We start from the raw sequence: 26,071 nt of genomic DNA, 5'->3' as shown, positions 1-26,071 counted from the left end.
TTCGTCGTGGCTATTGGAACGCTTCTTCAGGGTGTTCTTCCAGAGCGCAACGGTAATTCGCCAAAGTCCAAACCCTGCCGCCGCAACCAAGAACTCACATCATGAAATGGTCCGGCCAAAATGCGTCGAACATGCCAAGTATGGCCACTGGCGCCATTTCTTCAGCGACAATTTGATTCGGGGTTTGATGTTCTTGATTAGAAGAATACTCCCGTTTCAAACCAGAGCGAAACCAGCGAACGGCCATAGCGGTCGTTCACGCAATGCGCAGCGAATGACCGCTTCCCGCCCTGCCTGACAGACAGGCGATGCCTACCACCCTATCGAGCAACCAGCTTTTCACCCTCCTCCTCTCGCAGCATCTCTTCCATTTCATCCAATCCATCGACAGCAGAGCGCATCTGCGCCTCATCATCCACGCCCACTGTCTCGGCATCCGCAACCTGGCCCCCAAAATCCATCTCCATCTGTCGCTGCTCCTCGGCGACGACGGCTTGAACGACGGGCGCGGTCTTCTTTGGAGCGGCGTCGGCTTGGCCTGACGGTTGACCATCGCCATCCTGGCTTGCCCTCTCCACATCGGCTTCTGTTCCCTCTGGCCCATCCGACGGCGGCGTCATCGGCATAGCACGCATACTCAACGGTAGTGTGCCCTGCGTCCCCCCTCCCCCCGGGTCCGGGAACGGCAGCTCCCCTGTCTGCGCATCATGGATCGCCTTGAACAGCCGATCGTCAAAATACTGGATCCGCTTTGCACGGACCGGCATCTGGGCATCGATGACCATGACGATTTCATCGAGCGGCAGGCGGCGCGCCTCATCTTCAGGCAGCAAGGAACTTTCTTCTGTCCGTGTGGATTGGCTGCGGCCCTCGAAGGGGTTCTTGCCGATGGACTGGGAGCGCGTGATGACGGTTTTCGTGGTCTTGCCGACCGCCTTGCTCAGCTCCTCGACGGTCTTCTCGTCCGAGGGCGTCAGGTAGAGCTTCACGCCGGCATTGCCCTGCAGCGCGCGGCGGGTGTTCTCGCCATAGATTTCATCGAGGGCGGGGATAGTCTGGGTGACGACGGCCAAATGTCCGCGATAGGTCCGCAGGGTCTCGATGCTCTCGACCACAATGGGCATTTTGCCAAGGCGGTTGAACTCATCGAGCATGATCATCACGGGCCAGGGTTCATCCGGCCCGGGGTCCTTTTCCTGCATGGCGGAGAGGAGATCGGAAAAGAACAGCCGGATCAGCGGCGCGAGCGGCTTCACCATCAGCGGCTGGACCACAAGATAGACCGAGAAGGGTTTCTTGCGGATCGTGCGGAAATCAAAGTCCGACACCGCCGTCGCCTCATCGATGGCCGGGTTCTGCCATTGATCGAGCCCCGAGGTCATCAGGAGCGAGACGTAGGACGTCAGCGTGTCGTTGTTGGTCGAGGCGAGCCGCGTGAAGATCAGCTTGGCGGCCCTGTTATCGACCTCATGCCCCCGCGCGGAATACTCCTTCTGCTTGTTCCCGCCCGAGGCAGCGATGCGGTAGATTTCGCCCAAGGTCGGGCGCTTGCGCTGGAACGCCAAGAGCCCTGCCGCGACGAAGAGATCGATCCCGCCTTTGAGGAGGCCCTGCACCCGGTCGTTGTCGCTTTGCAGGAAGAGCGTCGCAAGAAGCTGCAATTCCATCTGCTGGCGCGCGGGATCTTTCAGTTGATAGATGCGCAGGAGCGGGTTGTAGCGATGCGTGCGCTTGCCCTCCCAATCGGTGGGGGCAAAGCGATAGACCTTGTCGCCTTGGGCTGCGCGGTGCCGGGCCGTGGCCTCGAAACACTCGCCCTTCACATCGAGCGTCACGGCGGAGCCCTGCCAGGTCAGCAGGTTCGGAATGACAAAACCCGTGGTCTTGCCGCGGCCCGTGGGGGCCACGATCAGCGCATGCGGGAAAACCTTCGAGCAAATGTAATTGGCGCGAGAGCCAGGCGTCCCCAGCTTGCCGAGGATGAACCCGGTCCCGGGCGCCCCGAAAAACCCATTGGCCTTCATCTCGCGCGCGGTCTGCCAATGGGTCTGGCCAAAGCGTGTAAGCGCGGACCCTGAGAGCGCGAGGCTAAGCATCAGCCCGGCGGCGGCGAAACTGCCGATGATCAGGTGAATGAGTTGGGCATCCTCCGGGCGACGATCGAGGATCGTCAGATAGTTCTGCGCGATATAGGCAAAGTCGATCTCGGCCCCGAAGCCGAGATCCTGGTAGGTCAGCACCGCCGAGGCGATGGTATAGCCCATGGCCCCGGTCACAAGCGTCACCAGCAGGACACCCGTGGCGATCCGCGCTTTTCCCATGACGGCGCTCAATGGACCTGACCCCGCTCGGTCTCGCCATCCACGTCTGTGGCGCGATGTTTTTCGTATTCGGCATCGGCGAGTTCATCGACCACCTGGCGCAAGGCCTCCGTGTTGGCCGTCGTGGCATCGGATTGCAGGTAGACCTTGGCAACATAGAGCCGGTCGAGGCGGTCCTCGAGAACCTTGTCCAGCGCATCGGCATCGCCGGATGTGAGGCGGCCCAATTGGCGGTCATCCAGCACCCGTGCGATCTCGTTGCGGAAGGCATCCCGTTCCGCTTCGGTCTCGAAGGGCGCGGACAACTCCCCCGCCCGCTCATGGTCCAGGACACGTGCAATCTCGTCTGCGAGACGGTCGGTACGTTCATCAGACCGCATCGCCGTTTCATCGCGGGCTGCGAGGGGTGCGTCGCGCGTGCCAACCCCAAGCCCCTCGCGCAACTCGGTTTCGCGGCGGACCTGATTGATGGCTTCCGTGTCCCGGATCTCGACGACGGCGGCGTAGGTCGCGCCGAGCCCACGGGCGAGGTGAGACGGCATATCCGGATAGCGCGCGCGCAAGTCATCCGTGACAGCATCTGCAACGGGCGTACGGATATCGCGCCCGTCCATGATCCGGTCGACTTCGCGGGTGATCTCGCTGGCGCGGGCCGCATCGCTGATGGTCTCCCTGTAGGGCTCGGACCGGTCGATCACATCTCCCGGTCGTGCGAGCAAGTCCGGGTGTGCCTCGAGATACGCGCGCTGCTCCGCTTCGATCCGGCGCTCCGCCCGCGAGACAACCTCCCAGTCCCGGTCCTCGATCTGCTGCGCTGTCAGACCGTCTGCGCGCATCTCCTGACGGATTGTCCCTTCCATCGCCCGGACCGCGCCCTCGTGATAGTGGAACCGCTCGCTGACCGCATCCGCTTCCATTACACCATCCCGGCGCAGCACGTTCTCCCGTTCCAGAAGCGTGCCAAGCTCGACATGCACGTCATTCAGGATGTCACGCGCCTTTTCCAGGTCGGCGCGGCGTTCGAGGTTCAGGTCCCGCGCCTCGGCCACCTTGGAGAGATCATCGGCGATCCATTGATGCTCAAGCGCGGCATTCGAGGCGCCGGTTTCGATCCGGGCGACCACTTCCGATGTGCTGATCCCGGTGCCGCGCAGCGCGGTGTCGATGCGCGATCTCAAGTCGGGCATTGCCAGACGCGCGAGCTGGCTGTTGTCGATATTGGCCTCGGAATAGACCCCGCCCTCCGAGGGGGTCTCCGACAGCGTGGATGATCGCAGCCCCAAGGGCTGCATGTGCTGGACCTGCTTCTGGATCTCGATGAGGCGCTTTTCCAGCGCGGGACGTTCCGCATCGGACTTCTCGGCGATCATGCCCTGAACCCGCGCGAGCTTTTCCGCATAGAGGCTTCTCAGATCCTCGAAACTTTGATCCTCGGCCATATACACATCTCCTGTTCGGTCCACCTGCCCGCCATGCGCCAGCACCTCGCCCGCGCGAAAGAGGGCTGTGGCAATATCCTCGCGGGCCTCGCGCGAAGCCTCCGCAGCAAGCGAATGGTAGACGGTTCTGGTGTTGGCGATCTCCGCCAGCGTCCGGGTCAGGTCGGCCCCGACGCGTTCACGCTCGCGGGGCGCGCGACCCTCTTCCTTCGCGGCATAAACTTCGCTGGTCCGGGCCGGGTAATGGACAACCCCGCGATCGACCCGGCGCGTGGCTTCCAGGCGCACGCCGTACTTTTCCGCCTCCTCGACCATGGCGAGGCGGAAGTCGTCATAGTTGAAGCGGTGGTTGCGCCCCAGGTAGAAGAACTCGCCTTCTTGCGAGCGGCGGTTCAGAACCAGATGCGCATGCGGGTGATCGCGGTCCTCATGCACCGCGATGATGTAGTCGAAATGCCCTTCGTCGGTCTGGAAGAACCGCTCCGCCACATCTGTCGCGATGTCGCGCACATCCTCCCCGCGCGTGCCGACGGGGAAGGACATGAGCATGTGGGTTGTCTGGCCCAGCTTGGGTTTGAAGCCTGCATCCCACCGCTTGGCAAAGCGCTCGGTCAGATCCTTGATGTCACGCGCCTCGAGCTTCGCCTTGCCATCCAGAAACCCGCTACTGTCCACGATATGGGTGGACTTGGTGGTGAGGTACTCGAGCTGGTTTGCGAGCTGTGATTTGGTATGCGTACCGCCGCCCCGGATCGCCTTGAAGACCGCCGGCCGATGCCCTGCCGCCGCGCGCACAAGCTGGCGCTGCTTGGCGACATGCAGCCCCTGCATCGAGCCCCGGATTCGGCTCCAGCCGTCCCGAAAGACCTCGCCCGTGACAGCGTCAACAGCATCATTCAGCCGCATGGGCAAACTCCCTTAGCGCAGCACTGGCTTCGAGCTGCATCGCGTCACGGCGGCGGCGCAGGAGCAGGTCGATCTCGTCGGCGGAATTGAGGATGAACCGCGCCAGCCCGCGCATCTGCGCGAGACGCAATTCGGTGAACTCGGCACTCGTGCCGCCCACGGCCACCTGCCCCATCCGGTTGGCCCGCGTCATCTGCTTGGCGATCTGCGCGACCCCATTGCCAACCTCATGCAGCGAGGCGCGGTAACGCGCCATCTCAGCCGCCATCTGCGCGTCCGGAACGAACACCCCGCCTGCCGCCTGAATGAGCCGCCGCAGACCCTCGGCCCGGCTCTCGATCCCCGCCTCGGCCAGCACCTCGTCGAGCGCCGCCAGCTCCGCAGCCGTGACCTTCACACTGACTGCTAAGACCGGAATAGCGGCATCGGCCTGGCGCTCGGCATCGGCTTTGAGCGTGTACTGGATCGCCCGCGGCGACACGCCAAACCGCTCCGCCAACACGGATGTCGACACACCTTCCGCAGCCTCGCGAACGATCTCCATGCGGTCCGCATCTGTGAGACGTTTTGAGCGCGACATGCGAAGAAAGACCCCCTATTTCCTGCCACCTTCCACCAAGGCTGCCCTCACCTTACGATAATATACCTAGCTGTCAATTATATACTTACGTTGCATTCAGTCTCAGGCAGCCTTGGTGTCCGCTTCCCCCGCGACCCGCAGGGGCGCGGGCCTGCCGCCCTCACCACCGGGCGACCACCTGTCCTAGGGGTCCCGTCCGCCAGCCCCGCCCGAGGGTCTGGCCGAACACGCATGTGTTCGGACGGAACCGCGGGCGGGCGCAAACCCCACCGACAGGGCGGACAGGCAGGGTCAAGGAGGGCCAGATTTGGGTCCCCAAATCTCTGCCGCAAAAACCGGGAGGCCCTGGCCTGCCTGTTTTTGTGGATGGCCCCCTTGAGGCTGACTGGCCGGTCTGTCGCGGCATGATCATTCCGGGGGGGAGTGCGTCCTTTGAGCGCGAGGATACCGGCACCAAGAGTAGATCACTGTCGGCGATCACCCGCGCCAGTGACGGCATCCCTGGAACAGGGACAGGGCCGCCTGATGGCGGCCCATCCTCGTCAGAGGATTTAGTCCTGCGGATCCTTCGCGCTCGGCGGGAACATCACCAGCTCCGAGACCGCGACGGGGAAGTCGAGCTTGAGGCTGAAGAACTCCGAGCCGTCCCCGTTGCGGGTGTTGCGGAACATCGCACCCACGCGCTGAAAACGGGTGCGCTCCTGGCCATCGGTGTCGGTGAACTTGACTGGGACGGTGGCGACGTAGTGGTTGGTCATTTGGGTTACTCCTTGTTGCGATGGGGATCACCCGGCACGGGGGCAAGAGGCCCGGTCGCAAGTGCAAATGCGGAGGGTCCGCGGCCCTGCCGTGGAAGCCGTATTTGTGCTTGCCGAAGCGTGAGCTGAGGGCACGATTGGGCCGACCCCGTGCGATCCACATCTATGAGCAAAAAGGAGTGATCCGGATGACCCTTGCCATCACGCTGCCGCCACCATCCGCGTCCTCGTCCCGCCAAGCCTGGCCGGGGAGCTAACGGAGCCCGATCGCTTAGGTGCGATGTCCCGAAACGCCACCCGAGGGTTGTGCAGGTCTTCAGCCTCATGTGCGACGTCTCGACCCCTCGGTCTTGCGCTGCTGACGATGTGCGAGGTGCGCACCATCCCCAGCCCGTACCGATGCGGATGGGCCGAACTCTGACGGGCTGGGTAGAGGGATGACGGTGCTGGACGCCGTGAGCTGCCGATCAAGTGTGACCGATCGCACGCGCCATGAGACATGACGAAAGGGCCGCCCGAAGGCGACCCTCTCAATTCACTCCTGCGACGCCGTCTTCGCCGGGTCAGCAACCCGCATGACCGTCAGGCCTTTCGCTTCCGCCTTCTGCCCGAGGTTCAGAGCGACCCCGTTGCCGCCGAAGAGTACAACCCCCGTCGCCGCGAACTTGTCGTCCAGCATCTCGTCGTTGCACTTGAACGGTGCCGCCCGCCCGTGTGCGGACCAGCGCGGATCGAAGCGCGCCTGCGCGACCCCGCGGGCGCGCGCCCACCGGGCCGCAATCATCTCCGCCCCGTGCTTGCCTCCCTTGTGGCAGAGGAAGATCTCCTGGTTGCGGTTCTGCTTGATCCGTTCGCGAACTTTGTCGAGCGTATTGAAGATCACATCGACATCGGTCCAGTCGGTGGCGCCCGAGACGATCAGGGGCACCCCCTCGACTTTCGACTTCTCGGCGGTTTCGCGGTCGTGCTGCTCCAGCAGCTGCCGCGCCTCGAAGACCGCCCCGGTCTCTTGCGCCCGGACGCTTGCGCGCGACCCGGCGGCCGGGATGAAGGCGTGACCGGTCTCGATCTCGTAGCATTCCGCCGCTGCCTCGCTCATCACCTCGATGGCGCTGACGATCTCGCGCAGCTGCAGGAAGCGTACCTGCGCTTCTTCCAGCGCGGTCTCGGCGATCTCCGATCCGTCATGGGATTTTGCGAGCGCGCCGATCTTGTCGGCGGTGCGGTCGACCTCCTTGCCAAGCGCCACCTTGCGCCGCTGCAGGATCGTGGCGAGCCCATGGGCCAGCGGTTCGATTTCCGCCTCGAGCCCGGTATTTCGCAATTGACCGAGCAGAGCCTCGAAGCTCTCGCGGATGATGCGGTCGGTCAGGATGTGGTCGTCCGGGATCGGCAGCTGTGCATCCTTCTCGGTCAGTCCGAAAAGCTCGATGGTCTCGTAGGTGTTTGCAGTGTCGTAAGCCATGTCTGGTCTCCAGTGTTCGGTTGAGGAGCCACCACGTGAGTGTGGGGGCATGGCCGAATGCCTGGTTTCCGAATTTGCCCGGGTCAGGGACGGCGAAGCCGCCGGCTTGCCGGGCGCAAAAGTTTTCCGCGCGCAACACCAGACACATGCGCGCGCTCACGCACGGGATCGCCCCGCACCACAGACCCCGCACTCGCCGAAAAGTTTTGCGATCCTTGACGCGGGCTGATTTGGGGGCCATCCGGAGGATATGATTCCACGCTCATGTGTGTGTGTTTTGACGGTAGGTTTGCCCGACACGAGCAGGCAAACGGGGCGACCGGACGCGGGAGACGGATGAAGCGGCGGGATCGTTTTGGCCTCGGCCAAAACAGACCAGAGCGCAATCCGGCGGAGCGGCCGGGGAGCAACGTGCTCGCGAGGCGGGCAAACCGGGATGCCGGGCGCTACGCCGCGGTGAGGCCGCATGGCCGAATGCGCGACGGACCGAAGGGCCGTTCTCACCTGCGACACGCGAAGCCGAGCTGGGGAGGCCGCAAGGCTTAGCCCAAGGTTGATGTGCTGGCGACGCTGCTGCCGACTATAGTGATTGCTTTTCCGGGCATTGGACGTGATGGGCGGGAGCCAGTCATTCGCTGCGCCTTGGACGAACGGCAGCGATGCGTAGGAAGTGGACTTCGCAAAGTTGCGGGTTTTGGCGGCGGGTGGAGATACATATGCTGCGTGCGCATCTGGATAAACCGTCTTTTGCCGTAGGGGCAGCCGCCATACATCATCCAACGGAAGGGATTCGGGGCAAAACTGCTCTCGCGGTAAGGATATCGGCGTCGGTACTAACCATTACTTGCCGCTTAGCCACCGCCGGAAACGTTGCCAAAGACCTTGTGGCACATCCGCATTCGCCATTGATGCGGGGGCTTCCGGCGCATCGTAATACCGACCTTTGGCGCGACGGTCGTGCGCCCGTCCAGCGGCAATCTGTTCATCACTCATATCACCTGCCCACCGGATATTGCTGTGCTTGATCCAGTAATGCGACCGGCAAGGAAAGCTCCAGTTCCCGATGGACGGCGAGAGCGAGATCGACACACCGTCATAGCCCATCTTCCAGTCCGTCGGGCTTAAGGGCGTGACGACTTCCCTGCCACAGCCGCAGGCGCATTTGTGAACGGCCGTTGCGTAATCCATGGCGAGGTACAGAACGCCCTCCTCGGTCTGCTCGGGGATCGCATCTACAAATTTGTGGGTAATCTTCTTAATCGTCATCGCGCCCGTCCATGTTGTTTATCGTGTTGCCATCAATCGTGTAGTTGCTGGAATGCTCGCCCTCAAAATCGGCGTAAAACCCTACAAGCTTCTTCCACCGGATCACCGCGAGCGTCGCGTTCAGGGCGTTCAGGTCAGCCACCTGGATGTTGGTGGCGTAAGCATCATCTACGTCCGCCTCGCCCATGCCGACGCGGCGACGAAGCGGCTCTCGCTGTTCGGCGGTGCTCAGCGTCACCCGCAGCACACCCACCAGGGCATCGTCGCCCATCTCGATCCCCATACCAACATCAATGAAGGGGGTGCCCTGTTCTTCGAGGTGTTCGACAGCCGGGCGTTTGGCGGCGCCGGAGTCAACGCACACAAAGACGAAATCCATCTCGTTCAGCAGGTCCACGTTGGATTCGTCGAGATAGACTGGATGCGGGACGATCCCTTTACGTATAGGCGCATAAAGCGCTGCGAAGTAATCGACCTTCTTGTTCCGTTCCCGCAGTGTTTCAATGCTGGGTGCGCCCGGGCTACGGAACGCGTTGTGCTGCAGGAAATCATCACCGTCGATAAGATGCAGCTCGCGGATCGGCGTCTTAGCGAGCAGATCGAGCACATAAGAGCCTGTTCCGCCGAGGCCAACAATGGCGACCTTGTTCATCGCCAGCTTTTCGGAAAAACCGCCGATCCCGGCCCGTGTCGAGGCTGTGTCCTGGTAGTTGAATACCGGATCAGGTTCATCGGAGTCTGCGACGACGTAGGTGCGCGCATCAGCCGTCGGATCGATTTTCCGCGCGGGCGATGCGATCATCTCCACATAGGTGGTCATTTTGTGTTCGTAGTCGCGGTAGCCCTCTTTTGGCTTGGCCGAAAACATGTGGTCTACCGTGATGTCTTTGCCGAGGCTCTGGCGTTTGCTGGAGTGCCTGATGCCTTCGAGTGTCTTGCCATTGTGATCGCAAGGATGCTCGCCCACGAAGTACGCCTTATGGTCGCTCGGCGCCATCGTCTCGCCACCGTTCGTCTGCAGAACAGAAACGAGCGTGCCAAGCTTTACCTCGCGATTGGCCTTCACGTAGGGCACGTTGGAGATCACGAGGTGGCCACTTTTCACAGCCACCTCGTATCCGCCTTCTTCGAGGGCCTTGAGATCGGCGTTACGACTTATCAGTTGCCGTGACATTGAAGATCATGCCCTCCTTCAGCTTCACGGTATCGCCCTCATCCAGCGTGCCCTCGGGCTTGTTGCCCTGGCCGCGCCGGTAGGTAATGGTGAAGCAGATCAACTCGCCCGTGGGCGGGTTTTCGTAAGCAAGCGCGACCAGATCGTCCTCGCCAAGTTCTGTCGCCGTCACCGTCTTCTCGCGGCCGTTCACAACAATCGTGTACTCTTTTTCCGGTTTGCCTTTTTCGTCCTTCGGCATGGCCAGGTCCTTTCTTTTTAGCCTTTCGGCGGGAACGGGTCGCCACCGTGGCTGTCACTGCTGGCGATCCGTCCGTCGCGGTTGTGGATACGCAGTTCGCTTTGCTGGTTGCGGCTGATTTCACGTCCGCGATCAACGGCGTCCTGCTTGGTTTCATGGTGGCTGCTGGCGCGGGATGCGCCGCCACGCTTCACATCCCATCCGCCTGCCGGGTTCGGCACGACGTGATGGGTCTTCGGTCCCTTACTCATGGTTTCCATACCTCCTGTTCGTTAGGGTTGCAGGCATAAAAAGTATGCCTACTCCGAACATCATATATTTGTTGAAAGTCAGAAGTCAAGCACGTAAAGTACGCCTTTACCGAACAATAAGATCGACGGGGAGGCCGCCACATGACCAACAGCCTGGGAGAGAAGATTCGCCGCTTACGGAAGGAGCAAAAGCTCACGCTTGACAAACTTGCCGAGCTCACCGGCTCCAGCAAAAGCTACATATGGGAACTGGAGAACAAGAACCCGCCGCGTCCATCGGCGGAGAAGCTGGCCAAGATTGCAGAAGTACTTGGTGTCACGATTGAATACCTGCTCGATGAAAAGCAGGCGATAACCGAGGAAGACGCCGTCGATGCGCAGTTCTATCGTGAATACAAACACATGGACCCTGATACCAAAGAAAAAATCCGCGAGATGGTAAAGCTGTGGGGGAAACCCGGATGACCAAGCCGAAGTCGCCGCAACGATGGGCATACGACCTGACCATCATCCTGAACACCTTGGGTGGCGACGACCGCTTTCCGGTCAATGTTGAAGCGCTTGCCTACGATTTTTCAAAGCAGCGCTTTCCTGACGATCCGATAAGTCTTGTGCAGGGTGCCCCGCTGAAGGGATTCGAGGGCGCCTTGATGAAGGCCCCGCCTGGCGAAATGGGCTGGGGCATCTTCTACAATTCGGACACAGCATCGCCGGGGCGCATCAACTTTACCCTCGCCCACGAGTTCGGGCACTACCTCTTGCACAGGCAGGATCATCCTGACGGTATCCAGTGCAGCACCGAGGACATGGAACGCTGGGACAGCAAATATCGGCAGATCGAGAAAGAAGCGAACGAGTTCGCCGCAAATCTCCTCATGCCACTGGATGACTTCCGTGCGCAGATCGCTCCGAAGTCTCAGCCTGAACTAGAGGCCTTGGGCGCATGCGCGGACCGCTACGGCGTTTCCCTGATCGCGGCGACGCTGCGCTGGCTGCAGTACACCGAGCGCCGGGCAGTTCTTGTGAAATCTATTGATGGCTTCATTCATTGGGCGCGGTCGAGTGATCGCGCCTTGCGCACTGGCGCCTACTTCAAGACGGCTGGCCGACCGCCAATCGAGATACCGGCGACCGCGATACCGGCAACGGAAACTGAACTGGTTCGGCGAAAAGCAACGAGAGAGCATGAGTCAGGAAGCTGGTTCAAAGAGCCCTGCACCGAACATGCTCTGGTCTCCGAAGTCCACGACTTTGCGCTTTCCCTAATCCATCTTGGGGACGCGCCGTCACGCTTCGAGCCTGCCGAAGAGGCTGAAGAGGATACATACGACCGTATGGTGAGCCGCACGCCGGGTTCATCGTGGTTGGGCTAGCAATGCCCCATGGTTCGATCTATAGAAATAGATCGTTTCTAGCTTACGATATGTCAAACTAGATCACGTCTTGAAAATTCAGGCTTCATATGATACATTAAAGTAGATCAAGCGCTTTGCTTGATATGCAGGATTATATCAAAATGAGCTATGAGAGCGAGAAACTGGCGGCGACACTGAAAGCTGCCCGCGAAAAGAAGGGGCTGAGCCAGCGCGCGCTGAGCGCCCATGCAGGCGTGCCGCAGTCGCATATCTCCAAGATCGAGAGCGGCGCTGTGAACCTCACCGTCTCAAGTCTGACCGCCATCGCCAACGCCCTTGATCTGGAACTGGCGCTTGTTCCGCGCAAGGCCGCGCCTGCCGTAAGAACGATCACCCGTAGCATAAACGACGTGCCGAAGGCCACGCCGGAGGCGCGTAAAGAGATTGCCCGGCTCGCCAAGCAGCTTGAGCACATCCAGTCGCTCAAGATCGATAGTCCCGTCTTCGAAAACCTGCAGCGGCAGTTTCGCGAGATGCGACAGTTCGAGAACCTGATCCGGAATACCGACACATTGCGCAGCATACGTGAAGCGCTCAAAGCCGTGGAGAACGCGGGTGGCGTTGCCGCGCTGCAGGAAGCGTCAAAGCAGATGAACAGTTTCCGCAACGCACTCGCCCATGGCATAGCCGATGAGGAACGGACGCGCTTGCCGCGTCCTGCCTATCGCCTTGATGGAGACAACGATGAGTAATGTCTCCGTGCTGAACGTAAACCTGTATGGCGAGCCCATTGGCACGCTCACCAATCTTGGCGGCGATCGCACCATCTTTGCCTTCACCGACGAGTACATCGAAAATCCTGACAGGCCGACCCTCGGGCTCGCCTTCAAGGATGAATTCGGGGAACTCTATACGGATTTTCGGCCCTATCAGAAGCGCGTCATGCCCTTCTTCTCAAACCTTCTTCCCGAAGGCCATCTGCGCAAATACCTGGCCGAACAGGCGGGCGTGAATCCCGAACGAGAATTCTATCTGCTTTGGGCGCTTGGCCATGACCTGCCCGGCGCGATCACGATCACCCCTGCTGACGGTGAAGCCTGGCCGCCGGATGCGGCCGATGGCGCCGATGATCATGGCGATGATCAGCGAGAGAATGCTTTGCGGTTTTCGCTGGCAGGCGTTCAGCTCAAGTTTTCCGCCGTGATGGAAGCTAGTGGCGGGCTGACCATTCCCGCCTCTGGTGTCGGGGGCTCCTGGATCGTGAAGCTACCCTCGCGTGAATTCGCAGGCGTCCCTGAAAATGAATTCTCGATGATGAAGCTGGCCGGCCTTATCGGGATGAACGTCCCTGCCATCGATCTGGTCAGTATCGATGCGATCAAGAACCTGCCCGAGGGTATCGATAAGATCGGCAACCATGCCTTTGTGATCGAGCGGTTTGATCGCCTTTCCGACGGGTCGCGCGTGCATATCGAGGATTTTGCGCAGGTCTATGGGCTCTATCCCGAAGACAAATACGGCAATGGCACATTCCGCAACATCGCCCAGGTGATCGCCGCCGAAGGTAATGATGCCGACATCATCGAATATGTCCGGCGCCTGACCTTCAACATGCTGATCGGCAATGCTGATATGCACATGAAGAACTGGTCACTGATCTATCCGGACAGGCGGTATGTCTCGCTGGCACCAGCTTATGATTTTGTGGCGACTGTGCCCTACATTCCGGGTGATGCGACCAACATGAAGATCAGCCGTGCCAAGGTGTTTTCGGCATTCTCGGTTGATGAGCTAGAGCACCTTGCCGTCAAAGCATCGATCCCGAGGAAGATGGCGATCGACGCGGCCCAAGAGACGGTTCAGGCTTTTCGGGAGCATTGGGGCACAGAAGCGGCAAACCTGCCGATGAGTGATGAGGTCAGGTCTGCCGTTGAGGATCACATGAAGACAGTGCCCATCCTGGAAGAACTTTCATAGGGCAAGAGGTTCCTGACTCACTAGCAGAGCAGGGCGGAGGCGGGTGCCCTGATCTTCTGCGCCGCCGCACCCCCATCAGCAAGTGAGGGGTGACGGACGGCTCCGGCGAAGCAGGGCGATAGATGTTAGCTTGCGACGTTTGGCAGGTTCCAGAATTTCTTGGCGCTCTCGAACAAGTCGCCCGATCGTCCGCTGATCTTTGCCTCGTTCCAGCTGTCATGTTAGCAAAGGCGCTTGTTGAGATAGAGAAAGGCTGAGTTTCCAAAGATCGCTAACTGCGCTTCGCTGCCCTTGGTGCTTGCTGCAGCATCAGCCGGGGTCGCCACCGACTGCAGAATGGCGGCTCTAGGCCTACTTCGACACCTGACCTAAGCATAGTTTACTTCGCGCCATCTCCAAACCACACCAGCACAGAAAAAGGGGAACCGTGATCCCACGGCTCCCCTTTCGGTTCAGATCGTCTCACCTCGCGCGCTGTTCAGGCAACCAGCGACAGCCCCGCGCCCGCGTCTTGCGCCTGATCACCGCTGTCGATGAACGGAATGATCGAGAAAGTCTGGCCACCGCGCTGTTCTTCGTTCTGGACGGCGTTGACACGCAGGTCGCCATCGGGCGTGTTGATCAGCAGCGACAGGTAGTCATTGCCCGTGCGGCTGCTCTTGGCCATCCACGCCGAGCCAACGCGGATCGGCGTGCCCCGGGGCGAGCTGACCTCGATGCGGTAGTCAGGGTGGGTCTCCTCGGTCTTGTAGCTGTTCTCGATCAGCATGAACTCCAGATCGAACATCATATTGGCGATGTAGCCGGTGAAGGCGTTGTCAGCGTCCATGGCGGTGAGCTCGCCCGAGATCGAGCCGGATTTCATCAGGCCGTTCGAGACCAACGGGATGATCTCGAATTCGCCGCTCTGGGCCGCGCGCGCCTCTTTCGTCTGCACCGCGTTGACCCGGAACGGGCCGAGGCCCACATCGATCTGCATCGAGATATAGGGGTTTCCGCTGGTATTGCCCGTCTCGTTCCAGGCCGTGCCGATGCGGACCTTGCGGCCCGATTTGTTGACTGCTGTCACGTCGTAATCCGGGCTGCGCGTGGACATCTTGGCCCGTGCCTCAAGCTGGATGGCGATGTCAAATCGCGTCGAGTGAATCATGCCGGTGTATTCGGCGGCGGCGGTCTCGACATTGCGGGTGAGGGTTCCTGCGAACATGGGATAGTTCCTTCTTGGATTGGCCGGTGCCTGACGTTCTTGCCAGCGCATCCGGGATTGCTTTCTCGACCCCTCCTGGGATCACAAATCAGAAAGCCTGCTTTCCTTTCAGCCCCGGCCGCGGGTCAGCGCTGCCGTCCGAGTGGGAATGCCCCCGCGCCTCCGGGTGCTACGCCCCTCCCCTGCCCGTCTGGTCTTGATTGGTTGCCTGGAATTTCTGCGGCGTCCTTCGATCGCGCGACGAAGAACTCCGCCTCTTTGCCATTCAACCGGTGCCCTTCCCGGTCGGTTAGACCGATGCAGCTGCCGTTCGGCAGAAAGCTGATCAGGTACTGACCGAGCCGGTCCTTGTGCACAACGTAGCCAGTATTGACCCAATGCACGGTCTGACCGACATCGACGGCGGCCTTGATGTCTTCGAGTGTCATGCGAACCTCCTTACGAAGAATGGTGGGTAAACGCCGCAGGAAGCCCGGTCGTCCAACCGGGCTTCCGTGCACTATTCGTTTGGCAAACGGTCGAGAGCTGTCAGGCACCTTGCGTGGCTTGCGTCGCGCGCGCCGCCATCCAATCCTTCAGACCAAGAACCGTTCGCCCGGCGGCCACCTCTGATGCCCAGGCAACTCTTGGATCGCTGCAGGGCTCCACGCTGACATGCTGCTCGATATGGCCATTGGCCATCCATGGCTCGGGCTGGATCCGTCGCAGCCAGTCCGCCATGCTCGGGATGCGGCCTTGGCAGTCTTCACGAACATGCTGCTCGCCGATCCAGCGCACGGGGATCTCTCGACCAGCGCTATTGGTCAGGGTCAGACCGAAGGCACGTTCGGCTTCAAACAGGCCTTGGGCATGGTGACGCAAGGCCCGGTGCGTGAAGAGCGCGAGGTGCTCTTTCGAGGCATCGAACCAGTTATGTATGGACTGATAGTCGGACGGCACCCCGCCGAATTTTCGGGCCGAGCTTTCGGCATGATGAAGCGGATGCGCCATCTCAAAGCCCCTCGTCATAGCTGTGTGAGCATTCGACATAGCGGTCGGCGTGATCGAGTGTGATGCTGTCTGCTGCAATGTCCCAGGTCAGCGTGCCATAGCCGCCCTCGTTGTTCTCGAACCCAGGGTGATGGTGATAAGCGAGCGACCAGGCGAAATCGCCCACCTCTGTGGCAAGCACCTCCGGCAGTTTGACCTCCGCAGACTGCACGGTCACATCCTCGATATTGCCGGAGTCGCCATAGCCTTCGTATTCGGCAGTGACTTCGCTGATGCCAAGCGCACGTAGTTGCGCGATCAGCTCCGCTCGGGTCGCCTTCAGGGTGGTTTCGCGCTCCGCGCGCCACTGAGCCGCCATTGCGGCATAGTCGATCTGGGGATTGGTCATGGGTCTGTCCTCTTGTAAGAAATTGAGGGGTCGGGCGTGGCATTGGCCCGCGCGCGCCCGGAACGCGCAGACCGGACAAATCCCGATCTGCGACGCCCCACCCAAAGCCTGCTTTGGCTTTTCAGGCGGCTTGTTCTGCCGCCTTGCTGGTTCTCATCCCCACGATCCGGGCCAGAATGTCGCCCGTGTCGACACCGTCCCCATGCGGCAGGAACACCCGCAGCTGGAAGGCGATGATCTCGGTGAAACACCCAATGGACTTGAGACCCTCGATCATGCCCCGTTCCGCACCAGAGAGCTCGAGGCGCATCTCGCCTGCAACCCGGCGACGGGTCATCGTGAGACCCCGGCCCAGATCGACCGGTGCGGTGGTGCCGAGGGCGGCAGTCAGCATCTCTTGCGGCGTTTGCGGGTTGGAGACAAGGAAGCGGGCGCGCAGCGCGGCTGCCCCTTCCTCGCTCAACGTGCGCCCGATCATGGCCGTCGCCCCGTCAGGCGTGACCCGGTAGATGCGTTCATTCGTGGTCGGAATGTCCTTCCAGATCGGCAACAGCAGCCCGGTCAGCAGGTAGAGCTTGGTCGTGGTGGTTTTCGGCAGGGACGCAGCCTCAGCATCCCAAAGCCCTGCAAACTCGGGCTTGCCGATCTCTTCCCAGGCCGAGGCCTCAAATCGCGTCTCCTCGAGGTAGCTCGACCCGTTGGATCGCACGGCCTTGCGCATCAGCGTGACAATGTCCTCGTCATACATCTGCATGGGGCGCGCCGAAATGAGCGCCGCGCGGCCGGAGGCGCGATTGACCATCGGCCGCTTGTCGGGGTTGCGCGACAGGGCGTCATCCGCCGACAGCACATGGACCGGGTCCGTCACCTCGAGCCCGATGATCCGCGTCACGGCGCCGGATTTCGGGCAGGTCCAGAGATCCTCGGTCGAGACCTGTTCGATCTTTTCGCCGCGGAGGGTTTCCACGCCGAGATCGAGCGTGCCTGCCGCGCGCGCCCGTTCGGTCTGATCAGCGATCCGGCGCATGAACTCGGCAAAGAGCGCGTTCTGCATGTGGATGGGCAGCGCCAGCACCCGGTTGAGAAACCGCTGGATCGGCGGAAGCTCTTCGAGCAGCACCCCGTCCTTGTCGATCAGCCGCAGGGCGGTCCAGTCGGTGAAACTCTCGTAGCTCATCGCCTCGGCGCGCCCGGCGGCAAGATCGGCGAAATATCCCCGCAAAGCCGCCCGTGCGATCGGGCTTTCCAGATTGTCCTCCTCGCGGAACATGCCTTGCGAGCCGGTCTCGCGCTGGCCTTTGGTGAGGGCCCCAAGCTGATCGAGGCGCTTGGCAATCGTCGAAGTGAAGCGCTTCTCGCCATGCACATCTGAGGTGCAGACCCGGAAGAAGGGTGCGCTGACCTGCGCAGAGCGATGCGTGCGGCCCAGCCCCTGGATGGCCGCATCGGCGCGCCAGCCGGGCTCCAGCAGGTAGTGCCGCCGCCGCTTCTGGTTCTTGGCCGTTTGTGCCGCATGATAGGACCGGCCCGTCCCGCCCGCATCGGAAAAGATCAAGACATCCTTCTCGCCGTCCATGAAGGCTTGGGTCTCCGACGAATTACTGCTTGCGCTGCGCTTCTCGATGAAGAGATGACCATCCTCGGCCTTGAGGGGCCGGATGGACCGCCCCGTGACTTCTGCCACGGCCTCATCGCCAAAAGCCCAGAGGATCTGATCGAGCGCCGAGGGGATCGGCGCCAGCGTCATCAACTCCATCATGGCCGCGTCACGTAAAGCGAGCGCTTCGCGCGAGACGACCAGCGCGCCGGCCTCATCCCGCAAGGGTTCCGCGACCATGTTGCCGTCGATCTCCACGAGCTTTTGCGCGTGGATCGGGAAGGCCTGTTCGAGGTAGCCCAGAACATAGTCGCGCGGCGTCAAGGCAACCTCGACGAGCTCGTCGTCGGGGTCCATCGTTTCAAGCCGGCGTTTCAGCAGGCTCTCACCTGTCGAGACCACCTGGATGACGCAAGCGTGGCCCGCCGCGAGGTCATCCTCGATGGCGCGGATGATGGTCAGGGCTTTCATGCCCATCAGGAGATGGTTGAAGAAGCGCTGCTTGGTGCTTTCAAACCGGGACTTGGCCGAGGCGCGGGCGGCCGAGGCATTGGTCTCCCCCGAGGCGTCATTGACACCGGTCGCAGTCAGTGCGGCTTCCAGATTGTGGTGGATCGTCCGAAACGCACCCGCATAGGCGTCGTAGATCTCGATCTGGGCCGGAGTAAGTGCGTGTTCGAGCACGTCATACTCCACGCCATCGAAGCTGAGGGCGCGCGCCGTGTAGAGGCCGAGCGTCTTGAGATCACGCGCGACCACTTCCATGGCGGCAACGCCGCCGGCTTCCATCGCCGACACGAAACTCTCGCGGCTTGGGAAGGGGTATTCGGGGCCCTGCCCCCAGAGTCCGAGCCGCGCGGCATAGGCGAGGTTATGCACGCTCGTGGCACCCGTGGCCGAGATGTAGAAGACGCGGGCGCGGGGTGCGGCCAGTTGCAGCCGCAGGCCCGCAAGGCCCTGCTGGGAGGGTTTGACCCCCCTGCCCTGCTCGGACCCTGCCGCGTTCTGCATGGCATGGGCCTCATCAAAGGCCAGCACGCCATCGAAGTCGTCGCCCATCCAGGCGAGGATCTGGCTCAGTCGCGTGGTGCCGCATTTGCCCGCGGACCGCAGCGTGGCGTAGGTGACGAAGAGGATACCGTCGCCCATCGGGATGGGCTGATCCGGTTTCCATTTGGAGAGCGGCTGGATGTCGGCGGGCGAGCCGCCAAGATCGGTCCAGTCGCGGATCGCGTCCTCGATGAGCGTGGCGGATTTGGAGACCCAGATCGCCTTTCTGCGTCCAGCGAGCCAGTTCACCAGGATGAGCCCGGCGCATTCGCGCCCCTTGCCGCAGCCCGTGCCGTCACCGAGGAAGTAGCCAAGGCGATAAGCATTGGCGTCCGGGTCATCATCGGCACGGGTGAGTTTGGTCTGGTCGTCGTCGATGGTGAACCGCCCCGGCAGGTCACGCCCATGGGCATCATGGGCCATGATGATGGTCTCGAGCTGAGCCTCGGAGAGATGCCCATCCTCGATCAGCCTGGCTGGCAGGCGCAATTCCGCACTGGCCGTGTCCGAAGGCACGGGCGGCGCCACGGAAGCCATGGCGATGCTTTCGACCAGCGGAGTGGGATGTTCCTGCGCGCCCGCGATCTCAATGCGCTGCGGCCGGTAGCGCGCATAGATGTCCGAGACGGGCCTGTTGTCGCGCGGGGTCTGAAAGCTTGTGAAGCTGAGCGGACGGACGGCATTGGGCCGTGGATTGGAGGCGGCGAGAGGCGCAGCGGCGGTCTTGCGCGGGGCAGAAGAGTGAACGGTCGGCCGCGCGTGCGGCATCGACGCCACCCTTTGGGCGGGGCGCGCCTCGGGCCGGGTTGCGGCCACTGCGTCGACATATGCCAAGGCTTCATCCAAGTCCCTGACGCTGGCGCGGATCATCTCTCCGTCCTCCTGCACCTTGTCGAAGACCATCAGCTGGGTTTCCACAGAGGTGCCGAGCTTGCGGTAAACCTGTCCCGGCATCGTGAGGGCCAAGCGCGGCGTCAGGAGACCGCAAGCGCGCGACCAATGCGCGGCATCGCGTTCGGGCGTGAATCCCGGCGGCATGATCGCCACCAGCCGCCCGCCATGCGCGAGACGCTTTGCAGCCGCAATGAGATGTTTGGCGGCGATGTGCTTGTCGCGGGATCGGTCGACCGAAGAGGCGAAGGGCGGGTTCATCACCACGATGTCGGGTAGAACCGGCGTCTGCAGCAGATCGTCGATATGCTCGCCGTCATGGCTCGTCACCTCGCCACCGAAGACAGCGCGCAATAGGCTCTGGCGAAAGGGGTCGATGTCATTGAGCAAAAGCATGGCACCGGCCCGGGCGGCGAAAGCAGCCAGGGCACCAGTGCCAGCCGAGGGCTCCAGCACGGTCTCGCCCTTGCGGATCGCCGCGGCGCACACCATCAGGGCCGCGAATGCCAGCGGCGTGGAAAACTGCTGCAGCCGGATCTGCTGCTCTGACCGGCGGGTTTCCGTCAGCAGCCGTGAGGCAAGCAGCTTTGCGGTGGCGATGTCACCCGCTGCGTTGTCCTCCCGCAACAGCATCTGGACGGCCGCGGCCTGCATCAGGTCATAGGCCTTCCGCCAGTCCCAGGCACCGCCAGAATCGCTACCAAGAAAGGTCTCTCGCATGATGCGTGCGAGCGCTGAGCTGCGCAGGGGCTGGTGGTCGATTTCCGCGCCGATTTGCGCCAGCGCAGAGGCGACGTTAGCGTCAGAGATTGAAAGAGTCGGGTTCGCCGGATTGGGCTTGGTCATGGGGAATTCCTTTGGATCAGGGTCTGAGTTCCAAAGGACAAAAAGCCCGCTTTCGCTTTTCGGTGTGATGAGGTCAGACCGCGCTGACCTCCAAGGCTTGGTCAGGGCTTGGATTGGCCCTGGCGCTTCGCATCAATCAAAGCCTGCGCGGCCTGCATTACCTGAACCTGTGAAGTTCCCGCGCGTGCATCCTCAAGCGCGGTCTGTACCTGCGCACGAAACCACGCGTCATACGAATTGACATCAGCCGCCACGGAAATGCTTCTCGAGACCGAGGTGCGGCTGTTCCTTAGCCGTTGGGTCCATTGCGCTTTCTCCGACTATGCGATGGGTCGATGCTACATCACCCACAGTGGTGCCGTAAACGGCAAGGCCGTAAGGTTAATAGCTAACCGGGCCACTTACCGATCGGGCGCCGCTTCGAGAGACGTCTCGAACCGCTTGTCCGCCACCGCAGCTTCTTTCAGGAGCGCGTCGAAATCGTCAGGTGGATTTCCATCTTCCAGCATCCCTTTGAACGTCGCATAGGCATCCGTCTTGCTGCCGTAGGCGCGCAGGGTCTTATCGTCGTTCACCCAGGCCACCACGATGACCTTCGCATCGCTGTTGAACCGGTAGAACAACCGATACTGCTGGAAGAATTTCGCCCGGAACCAGTGCTTGCGGTGATCGCCGAGTGTGCCGCCTTGCCGGAAGGCCGCGGAACCCGGATCCGCCGGTATGGCCTCGGCCACCAGCTTGAAGATGGCGGCAAGCCGTTTCGTGCAGTTCTTCTTTCGCCATGTCTTTGGATCGCGTGCCTTACGCGCCTCGACCTCCTCGATCAGCCCTTCTAGCTGGTCCAGAAAGAGCGGATGCGCATAAATCGACCATCCGTTTACGACAAGGGGCGCTTGGGCGGGCACGCTATCGCCGCTCATTCATCCTCAAGCGATAGCGGCGCATCGAGATCGACCTCAACCTCTCCGACCAGTGCTGCAAGACGGTCATGCAAAGCCCCATCGAACGCCCGAATGCGATCCGGATGCGCCTTGATATCGGCCTCGACAAAATCGAGAAAGGCTCCGAGCGCAGGATCTTCCTCGTCGCTGCGCACGGGCTCGATATAGACCCTGCCACTCGGCTCGGTGCAGTAACGAATTTGGTCGCCCTTGCCCAGCTTGAGCTGTTTGCGCACACCCGCCGGCACGGTCGTCTGATACCGATCCGTGAGTTTCGAGACATCTTGTGCGAGGGCTGTCATGGCAGTCTCCTGAAAGAATGGGGGTCTTTGCTGCTTGCGCTAGGTAATGCATTTGCATTGCCATGTCAAGACAAGCCGCAGGATCTGCTGTCGCCGGCAGGTCGATGAACCGTCCGGCACAGCACCTATTCTCGCCCCGCGAGATACTCCGCCAGCACCGGGCTGACAGCACCTTTCGCGGAGCTGAGCAGCTCCGAACCCGCAAGCGTCGCTTTCGACAGGCGCACGAGCGCGCCGGTTTCCTCGATGCGGTAGCACCGGCGTTTTTGCCGCCCGCGCCTGTAGTGGGTCGCGGTGACGATCTGGCAGGTGCTGCCGTCGGTGAGCGTGACCGGTTTTGCGAGCTTGATCTTGTCGCCTTCCTCGTAGTCCGGGATCGACGCCCAATCCCGGCAACGCTGGCGCCAGTCCTGGGCGTAGCTGTCCGGGTCTTTCAGATCGGAGAGAAGCTCGATCAGCCCAAGGGGAGCACGACACTCGTTCGGGCCAGCGCTTTCCTCCATATCCTTGTAGCCCCAGCAGCCGTCATCGTATCGGGTGAGGAAGACGGCTCCGAAAGTGATCGAGCCGTCCGCATGCGTAACATAGGTCGAGTCCTCGACAGGGGTGCCGTCGAGATTGGTGACCTTTGCCGCCGCATACCAGGTGGAGCCGACCTTGCAGGCTTTGACCAGTTCGGTTTTGCGCGTGTCGCCATGACAGGTGCAGAGCCGGGTGATTTCCGCTTTCTCATCCGCGTAGGTCTGGACGCGGCGGTCGGTGTAGAAGAGCCATCCCATTTCAGTGTCCTTTCTCTCGTTGGGGAAAATTGTTGTCGCCAATGTCCCGATAGGGCCGCAGGCCCGGCAGGGTATTGGCGATGCTTGCTTGAGAAAGGGCGCGTTATGCCGCCTTCCGATCATCGAGTTCCATCAGCGCATCGAGCGGCACGCGGTAGGGCTGCATGGCGTCGAAATCCTCGCAATTGCCGCAGTTCTGCACGATTGCGAAGGTGTCGCAGGCATCTTTGAGGATGACCTGGAAGGTGCCGCCGAGGCCCGAGGGCACTTCGTAGGTCCCGCCGATGAGATAGTCCGCGGCCCGGCGGACGAAGACACGGATGCTGTGGCCATCGGTGGCGAGCCGGATGGCCCCCTGCCCCCGGTCGATGAGCACCTGCACATCGTCGAGAATGTCGGTATAAAACTGGCCGGTCAGATCGCGAAACGCCATGCGGCGCTGCGCCATCCAATCGGTATCCCGAAACGGGTTCATGCCGTCGGCAAAGGCGAAGGACGGATCGGCCTGTTCGGTGGTGACGATGCGGGTGGTCGTGCCATCGATGCCGTTCGAGCGCAGATGCACGCCGTTGCCGACGATGAGGATCAGGGCCGGCCTGTCCACCGGGCCGTTCCAGTTGGGAAGGAAGGTTTTGCAGGCGCGCGCATGGGCGATCTGCGCTGCGACAGCGGAGGCAGAGAACTTGAGAATAGCCATGGGGATGTCTTTCCGTTGGGTGTGGGAGGGTCGACCCGCGCGGGCGGAATATCTCGCGCGGGTCGCGTGAGGCCTCAAGCCGCTTGCGCGATCTCGCTGTCAGGCTCGGGAGATGCCGAGGCGGGCTCCGCCTCATCACAGACGACACCGGCCGTCTGCATCATGGGCGGGCACCAGGCGGCCACGGCAGCGCGCTGCGCTTCCGTGAGCGTGGCGAAGGGCTCGGCGAAGAGCTTGTCGCAGAAGGCGACGATCTCCTTCTTGCTCGACGAGGCCAGCGTCACTGCCTCCTGTGCCAGACCCAGATCCTCGCCGAGGATCTTCAGGAGCCAGGCCTTCTTGAAGCGGTTGAAGAGCGCCGCGTTCGGCGTCCAATGCGCTCGGATGTCGGGCATGATCTCGATCTCGAAGTCATGCATCAGGCTGTCGCGCCGCGGGTCCCGGGCAAAGCAGGACTGCGTGGTACTGGCGGTGGCATAGGCCACGAGCTTGGCCTTCTCGCCGGCCTCCAGCGCGCGAAACGCCGCGAACTGATCGGCGGGCGAACGGCTGTCATCGAGCCAGGAGAGGTCCAGCGCATCATGCGCCGCCGCCACCTGCTCAAGCGAGGTCTCGTCGATCTCGTCCATCTTGGCATGGCTGCGGTATTCCTTGCGGGCGTCGACCTTGATCGCCTGCGTGACGCTCATGCCGCTGCCCAGAACATCGCTCACCAGCTTGAACAGGGTCAGATCGAGCGTGGCCTCCGGATGCAGCGCCATCGCAGCCCCGAGCGCCATGGCCCGCTCGGTCTTGAGGTCCTCTGCAAGCGAGGCCGGGTAGCTGATCTCGCCAGCGTCAGGGGCCTCCTGCGCGGTCGGGTTGGCCGACGAACCGCGCGCGCCCTCCTCTTTCGCGATGTCCTCCGGGCGGACGAGGCCAACATGGAGCGTGATCTGCCCACCCTGCCACGACGCAATCACCCCGGACCGCGCGAGGTCCTCAGCGCTATAGGCCTCTTGCAGGTCGCGAGCTTCCTCTTCCAGAGCGTCCACCCGGTCGTAGAGCGCATTGTAGGCATCGTCTTCGAGCCCCTCATCCTCCATCTCGAGTTGCAGTTTCTCAAGTTCAGCGGTGATCTCGTCCACGCGCTTCTGGGCGGTCTCATCCGGCTCGACGGGTCCTGGGTAGACGCGGCCATATTCGGCCATGGTCGCGTAATCATAGCGCACCATTGCATCGGCCCAGGCAAAGCCCAGCTTTATGCGAGCCTCTTCGGCGGCGGCCCCGAGCTTCTCGAGCAGGATGGTCTCGATCAGTGCGGCGTCTTCCAGCACCGAATGCTCTTCCAGCAGATCGGCCGCGACGGCACCGCCCCGCGCCTCATAGTCCTCGCGCACAAAGGCCCCGATATCATCGCTGACCTGCACACCGCGGGATCTGAGCGCCTGACGGACGGTATAGGCCTGCAGGTAGCTGTCTTCCTTGGTGAGTGCCTCGTAGACCTCCTTCTGCACCTCCTGGCTGGGATGCTCGGCAAAGGCCTTCATCGTATCGAGCGTGATCGTCTTGGCCCGGGCCGCCGCGCGGACATCGGGGTGGATCAGGCCATAGCGCAACCGGCCTTTCACGGCAGCGATCGTGGTGCCGAAGGTTTTTGCGATGGTCTCGGGCGTCTGGCCGTCGACCTCCATCATTCGGGCGAAGGCCTCGAACTCGTCGATGGCGTTCATCGGTGCCTGGGTGATGTTCTCGGCAAGCGACAGGGCCGTGGTGACATCGCAATCCTCGGGCACGAGGCGGCAGTCGATCTTCGTCTTCGCCGTGAAGCCCTTCGCGGACTTGTCCGCGACCAGTTCCTTCAGCGCGGCATGGCGTCGGCCACCGGCCAGCACGGCGTGTTTGCCGTCAAGCTTCTGGACAAGGAGCGGCTGGAGCAGGCCCAGCACAGCGATGCTGGCCTTCAAATGCGCGATGTTTTCGGAATTATAGGTTTCCGGCGAGTTGCTGCGCACATTGGCGGGATGCGGGATCAGATCGCCGATGGCGACGGTGAGAGGGGTAAAGTTTGCGGTCATGGGATGTCCTTTTCGATGGGTAGGATGCGGTCCGCGCGCTCGCGCGCGGCCAATCCCCGGCTTCAGGGATCACCACGACAAAAGGCCCACTCTCCCTTTGAAGGGTCAGTGGGCCTTCCGTGTCGGAGGTGTAGGACTTAAGGCTCCCCCCGCCCTACCAGTCGCGCGCCAGCATGATGGTCAGCACGCGCGTGGTAGTAGCGGGATTGTCCGGGGCCTCGGCACCGTAGCGGAAATCAGAATCCGCTTCATAGAGATCGATTTTCCAGAACACGGTCTCGCCCCGGATCTCGACCGCCCCGAAATCGTGCCAGCCTTCCGGGTCATTCTCGGGCTCGAACGTGGCAAACTCACCGGTGGCCTTCACCGCCTCGGCCATGAAGCCGTCACCGACCTCCATGAGCGAGCGGGTGACATGCATCCGGCCTTGGACGGGCTGCGCGGGCGGCACTCCAAGGCACGCGAGCTTGCGGAACGCGTCGTTCTGCGCCGCGATCACACTCGGATCAGGGCTGTCTGTCTGGGTTTGTGCGGTGATGGTCATGGGGCATTCCTCTGTGAAATTGAAACACCGAATCCAAAGCCCACTTTTC

General features: G+C 61.9%; 25 protein-coding genes. 4 read left to right on the top strand and 21 right to left on the bottom strand.

Annotated elements, in window-relative coordinates; all coding sequences use genetic code 11:
* Positions 1–320: 320 nt before the first annotated feature.
* The 9 genes from ACXADQ_RS01260 to ACXADQ_RS01220 all read right to left on the bottom strand — a co-directional run bounded on the left by ACXADQ_RS01260 (position 321) and on the right by ACXADQ_RS01220 (position 10,401).
* Positions 321–2,321, bottom strand: a complete 2,001-nt coding sequence (locus ACXADQ_RS01260; RefSeq protein WP_475314267.1) for a type IV secretory system conjugative DNA transfer family protein — start codon at positions 2,319–2,321, stop codon at positions 321–323.
* A gap of 8 nt (positions 2,322–2,329) precedes the next feature.
* Positions 2,330–4,666, bottom strand: a complete 2,337-nt coding sequence (locus ACXADQ_RS01255; protein ID WP_475314196.1) for a relaxase/mobilization nuclease domain-containing protein — start codon at positions 4,664–4,666, stop codon at positions 2,330–2,332.
* The gene (locus ACXADQ_RS01250) at positions 4,653–5,246 is read right to left on the bottom strand and encodes a helix-turn-helix domain-containing protein (RefSeq protein WP_475314191.1); all 594 of its coding nucleotides are present in this window, start codon (positions 5,244–5,246) and stop codon (positions 4,653–4,655) included. The genes ACXADQ_RS01255 and ACXADQ_RS01250 overlap by 14 nt, the downstream gene beginning before the upstream one ends.
* Before the next feature lie 551 nt (positions 5,247–5,797).
* Positions 5,798–6,004, bottom strand: a complete 207-nt coding sequence (locus ACXADQ_RS01245; protein WP_007120662.1) for a hypothetical protein — start codon at positions 6,002–6,004, stop codon at positions 5,798–5,800.
* 535 nt (positions 6,005–6,539) lie between these two features.
* Positions 6,540–7,469, bottom strand: a complete 930-nt coding sequence (locus tag ACXADQ_RS01240) for a DUF2493 domain-containing protein (RefSeq protein WP_475314184.1) — start codon at positions 7,467–7,469, stop codon at positions 6,540–6,542.
* An 840-nt stretch (positions 7,470–8,309) separates the two neighbouring features.
* Positions 8,310–8,735, bottom strand: a complete 426-nt coding sequence (locus ACXADQ_RS01235; protein ID WP_065331957.1) for a ubiquitination-like system serine protease family protein — start codon at positions 8,733–8,735, stop codon at positions 8,310–8,312.
* Entirely contained in the window at positions 8,725–9,909 is a 1,185-nt protein-coding gene (locus ACXADQ_RS01230; protein WP_152467446.1) for a ThiF family adenylyltransferase, read from the bottom strand. Before ACXADQ_RS01230 ends, ACXADQ_RS01235 begins: the two co-directional genes overlap by 11 nt.
* Positions 9,884–10,150, bottom strand: a complete 267-nt coding sequence (locus ACXADQ_RS01225; protein ID WP_152467447.1) for a multiubiquitin domain-containing protein — start codon at positions 10,148–10,150, stop codon at positions 9,884–9,886. Before ACXADQ_RS01225 ends, ACXADQ_RS01230 begins: the two co-directional genes overlap by 26 nt.
* A gap of 17 nt (positions 10,151–10,167) precedes the next feature.
* A complete protein-coding gene (locus ACXADQ_RS01220) occupies positions 10,168–10,401 on the bottom strand; it encodes a DUF2188 domain-containing protein (protein ID WP_065331965.1) in 234 nt (77 codons plus the stop codon).
* Positions 10,402–10,542: 141 nt separating this feature from the next.
* Here ACXADQ_RS01220 and ACXADQ_RS01215 point away from each other — a divergent pair, with 141 nt between their 5' ends.
* The 4 genes from ACXADQ_RS01215 (at position 10,543) to ACXADQ_RS01200 (ending at position 13,733) form a co-directional block, all read left to right on the top strand.
* Positions 10,543–10,866, top strand: coding sequence for a helix-turn-helix domain-containing protein (locus ACXADQ_RS01215; protein ID WP_065331960.1), 324 nt, complete (start codon positions 10,543–10,545; stop codon positions 10,864–10,866).
* A complete protein-coding gene (locus tag ACXADQ_RS01210) occupies positions 10,863–11,774 on the top strand; it encodes an ImmA/IrrE family metallo-endopeptidase (RefSeq protein WP_152467448.1) in 912 nt (303 codons plus the stop codon). Before ACXADQ_RS01215 ends, ACXADQ_RS01210 begins: the two co-directional genes overlap by 4 nt.
* A 143-nt stretch (positions 11,775–11,917) precedes the next feature.
* On the top strand, positions 11,918–12,508 hold the full coding sequence (locus ACXADQ_RS01205) for a helix-turn-helix domain-containing protein (protein WP_152467449.1): 591 nt from the start codon (positions 11,918–11,920) through the stop codon (positions 12,506–12,508).
* Positions 12,501–13,733 (top strand): type II toxin-antitoxin system HipA family toxin, encoded by a 1,233-nt coding sequence (locus tag ACXADQ_RS01200; RefSeq protein WP_065331756.1) that lies wholly within the window; start codon positions 12,501–12,503, stop codon positions 13,731–13,733. Before ACXADQ_RS01205 ends, ACXADQ_RS01200 begins: the two co-directional genes overlap by 8 nt.
* A gap of 478 nt (positions 13,734–14,211) precedes the next feature.
* Here the strand turns inward: ACXADQ_RS01200 and ACXADQ_RS01195 are convergent, their stop codons facing one another.
* The 12 genes from ACXADQ_RS01195 to ACXADQ_RS01140 form a co-directional block, all read right to left on the bottom strand.
* Complete coding sequence (locus tag ACXADQ_RS01195; protein ID WP_152467372.1) at positions 14,212–14,940, bottom strand: DUF736 family protein; 729 nt, start codon at positions 14,938–14,940, stop codon at positions 14,212–14,214.
* Positions 14,941–15,065: 125 nt separating this feature from the next.
* A complete protein-coding gene (locus ACXADQ_RS01190; protein ID WP_152467373.1) occupies positions 15,066–15,368 on the bottom strand; it encodes a hypothetical protein in 303 nt (100 codons plus the stop codon).
* A gap of 100 nt (positions 15,369–15,468) precedes the next feature.
* Positions 15,469–15,930 (bottom strand): DUF6915 family protein, encoded by a 462-nt coding sequence (locus ACXADQ_RS01185; protein WP_152467374.1) that lies wholly within the window; start codon positions 15,928–15,930, stop codon positions 15,469–15,471.
* Position 15,931: 1 nt separating this feature from the next.
* The gene (locus ACXADQ_RS01180; protein WP_152467375.1) at positions 15,932–16,318 is read right to left on the bottom strand and encodes a DUF6878 family protein; all 387 of its coding nucleotides are present in this window, start codon (positions 16,316–16,318) and stop codon (positions 15,932–15,934) included.
* 121 nt (positions 16,319–16,439) lie between these two features.
* Positions 16,440–20,702: a strawberry notch family protein gene (locus tag ACXADQ_RS01175; protein WP_152467376.1), complete on the bottom strand. Its 4,263-nt coding sequence runs from the start codon at positions 20,700–20,702 to the stop codon at positions 16,440–16,442.
* A gap of 101 nt (positions 20,703–20,803) precedes the next feature.
* Positions 20,804–20,956: an antitoxin PaaA2 family protein gene (locus tag ACXADQ_RS01170; protein ID WP_152467377.1), complete on the bottom strand. Its 153-nt coding sequence runs from the start codon at positions 20,954–20,956 to the stop codon at positions 20,804–20,806.
* 147 nt (positions 20,957–21,103) lie between these two features.
* Complete coding sequence (locus ACXADQ_RS01165) at positions 21,104–21,622, bottom strand: type II toxin-antitoxin system YhaV family toxin (RefSeq protein WP_152467378.1); 519 nt, start codon at positions 21,620–21,622, stop codon at positions 21,104–21,106.
* Positions 21,619–21,945, bottom strand: coding sequence for a type II toxin-antitoxin system PrlF family antitoxin (locus tag ACXADQ_RS01160; protein ID WP_475314147.1), 327 nt, complete (start codon positions 21,943–21,945; stop codon positions 21,619–21,621). Before ACXADQ_RS01160 ends, ACXADQ_RS01165 begins: the two co-directional genes overlap by 4 nt.
* Before the next feature lie 125 nt (positions 21,946–22,070).
* Positions 22,071–22,724, bottom strand: coding sequence for a DUF6927 domain-containing protein (locus tag ACXADQ_RS01155; protein WP_475314143.1), 654 nt, complete (start codon positions 22,722–22,724; stop codon positions 22,071–22,073).
* Between the two features lie 103 nt (positions 22,725–22,827).
* Positions 22,828–23,421 (bottom strand): regulator, encoded by a 594-nt coding sequence (locus ACXADQ_RS01150; RefSeq protein ID WP_238368310.1) that lies wholly within the window; start codon positions 23,419–23,421, stop codon positions 22,828–22,830.
* 74 nt (positions 23,422–23,495) lie between these two features.
* Positions 23,496–25,478, bottom strand: a complete 1,983-nt coding sequence (locus ACXADQ_RS01145; RefSeq protein ID WP_475314135.1) for a ParB/RepB/Spo0J family partition protein — start codon at positions 25,476–25,478, stop codon at positions 23,496–23,498.
* 154 nt (positions 25,479–25,632) lie between these two features.
* Entirely contained in the window at positions 25,633–26,022 is a 390-nt protein-coding gene (locus tag ACXADQ_RS01140; RefSeq protein WP_475314130.1) for a DUF3768 domain-containing protein, read from the bottom strand.
* Positions 26,023–26,071 lie beyond the last annotated feature (49 nt).

This window comes from Thalassovita sp. ABM4_323, assembly GCF_056158665.1.
Note: the sequence above shows the minus strand (reverse complement) of the source record. Positions and strands in the feature narration are given on the sequence as shown.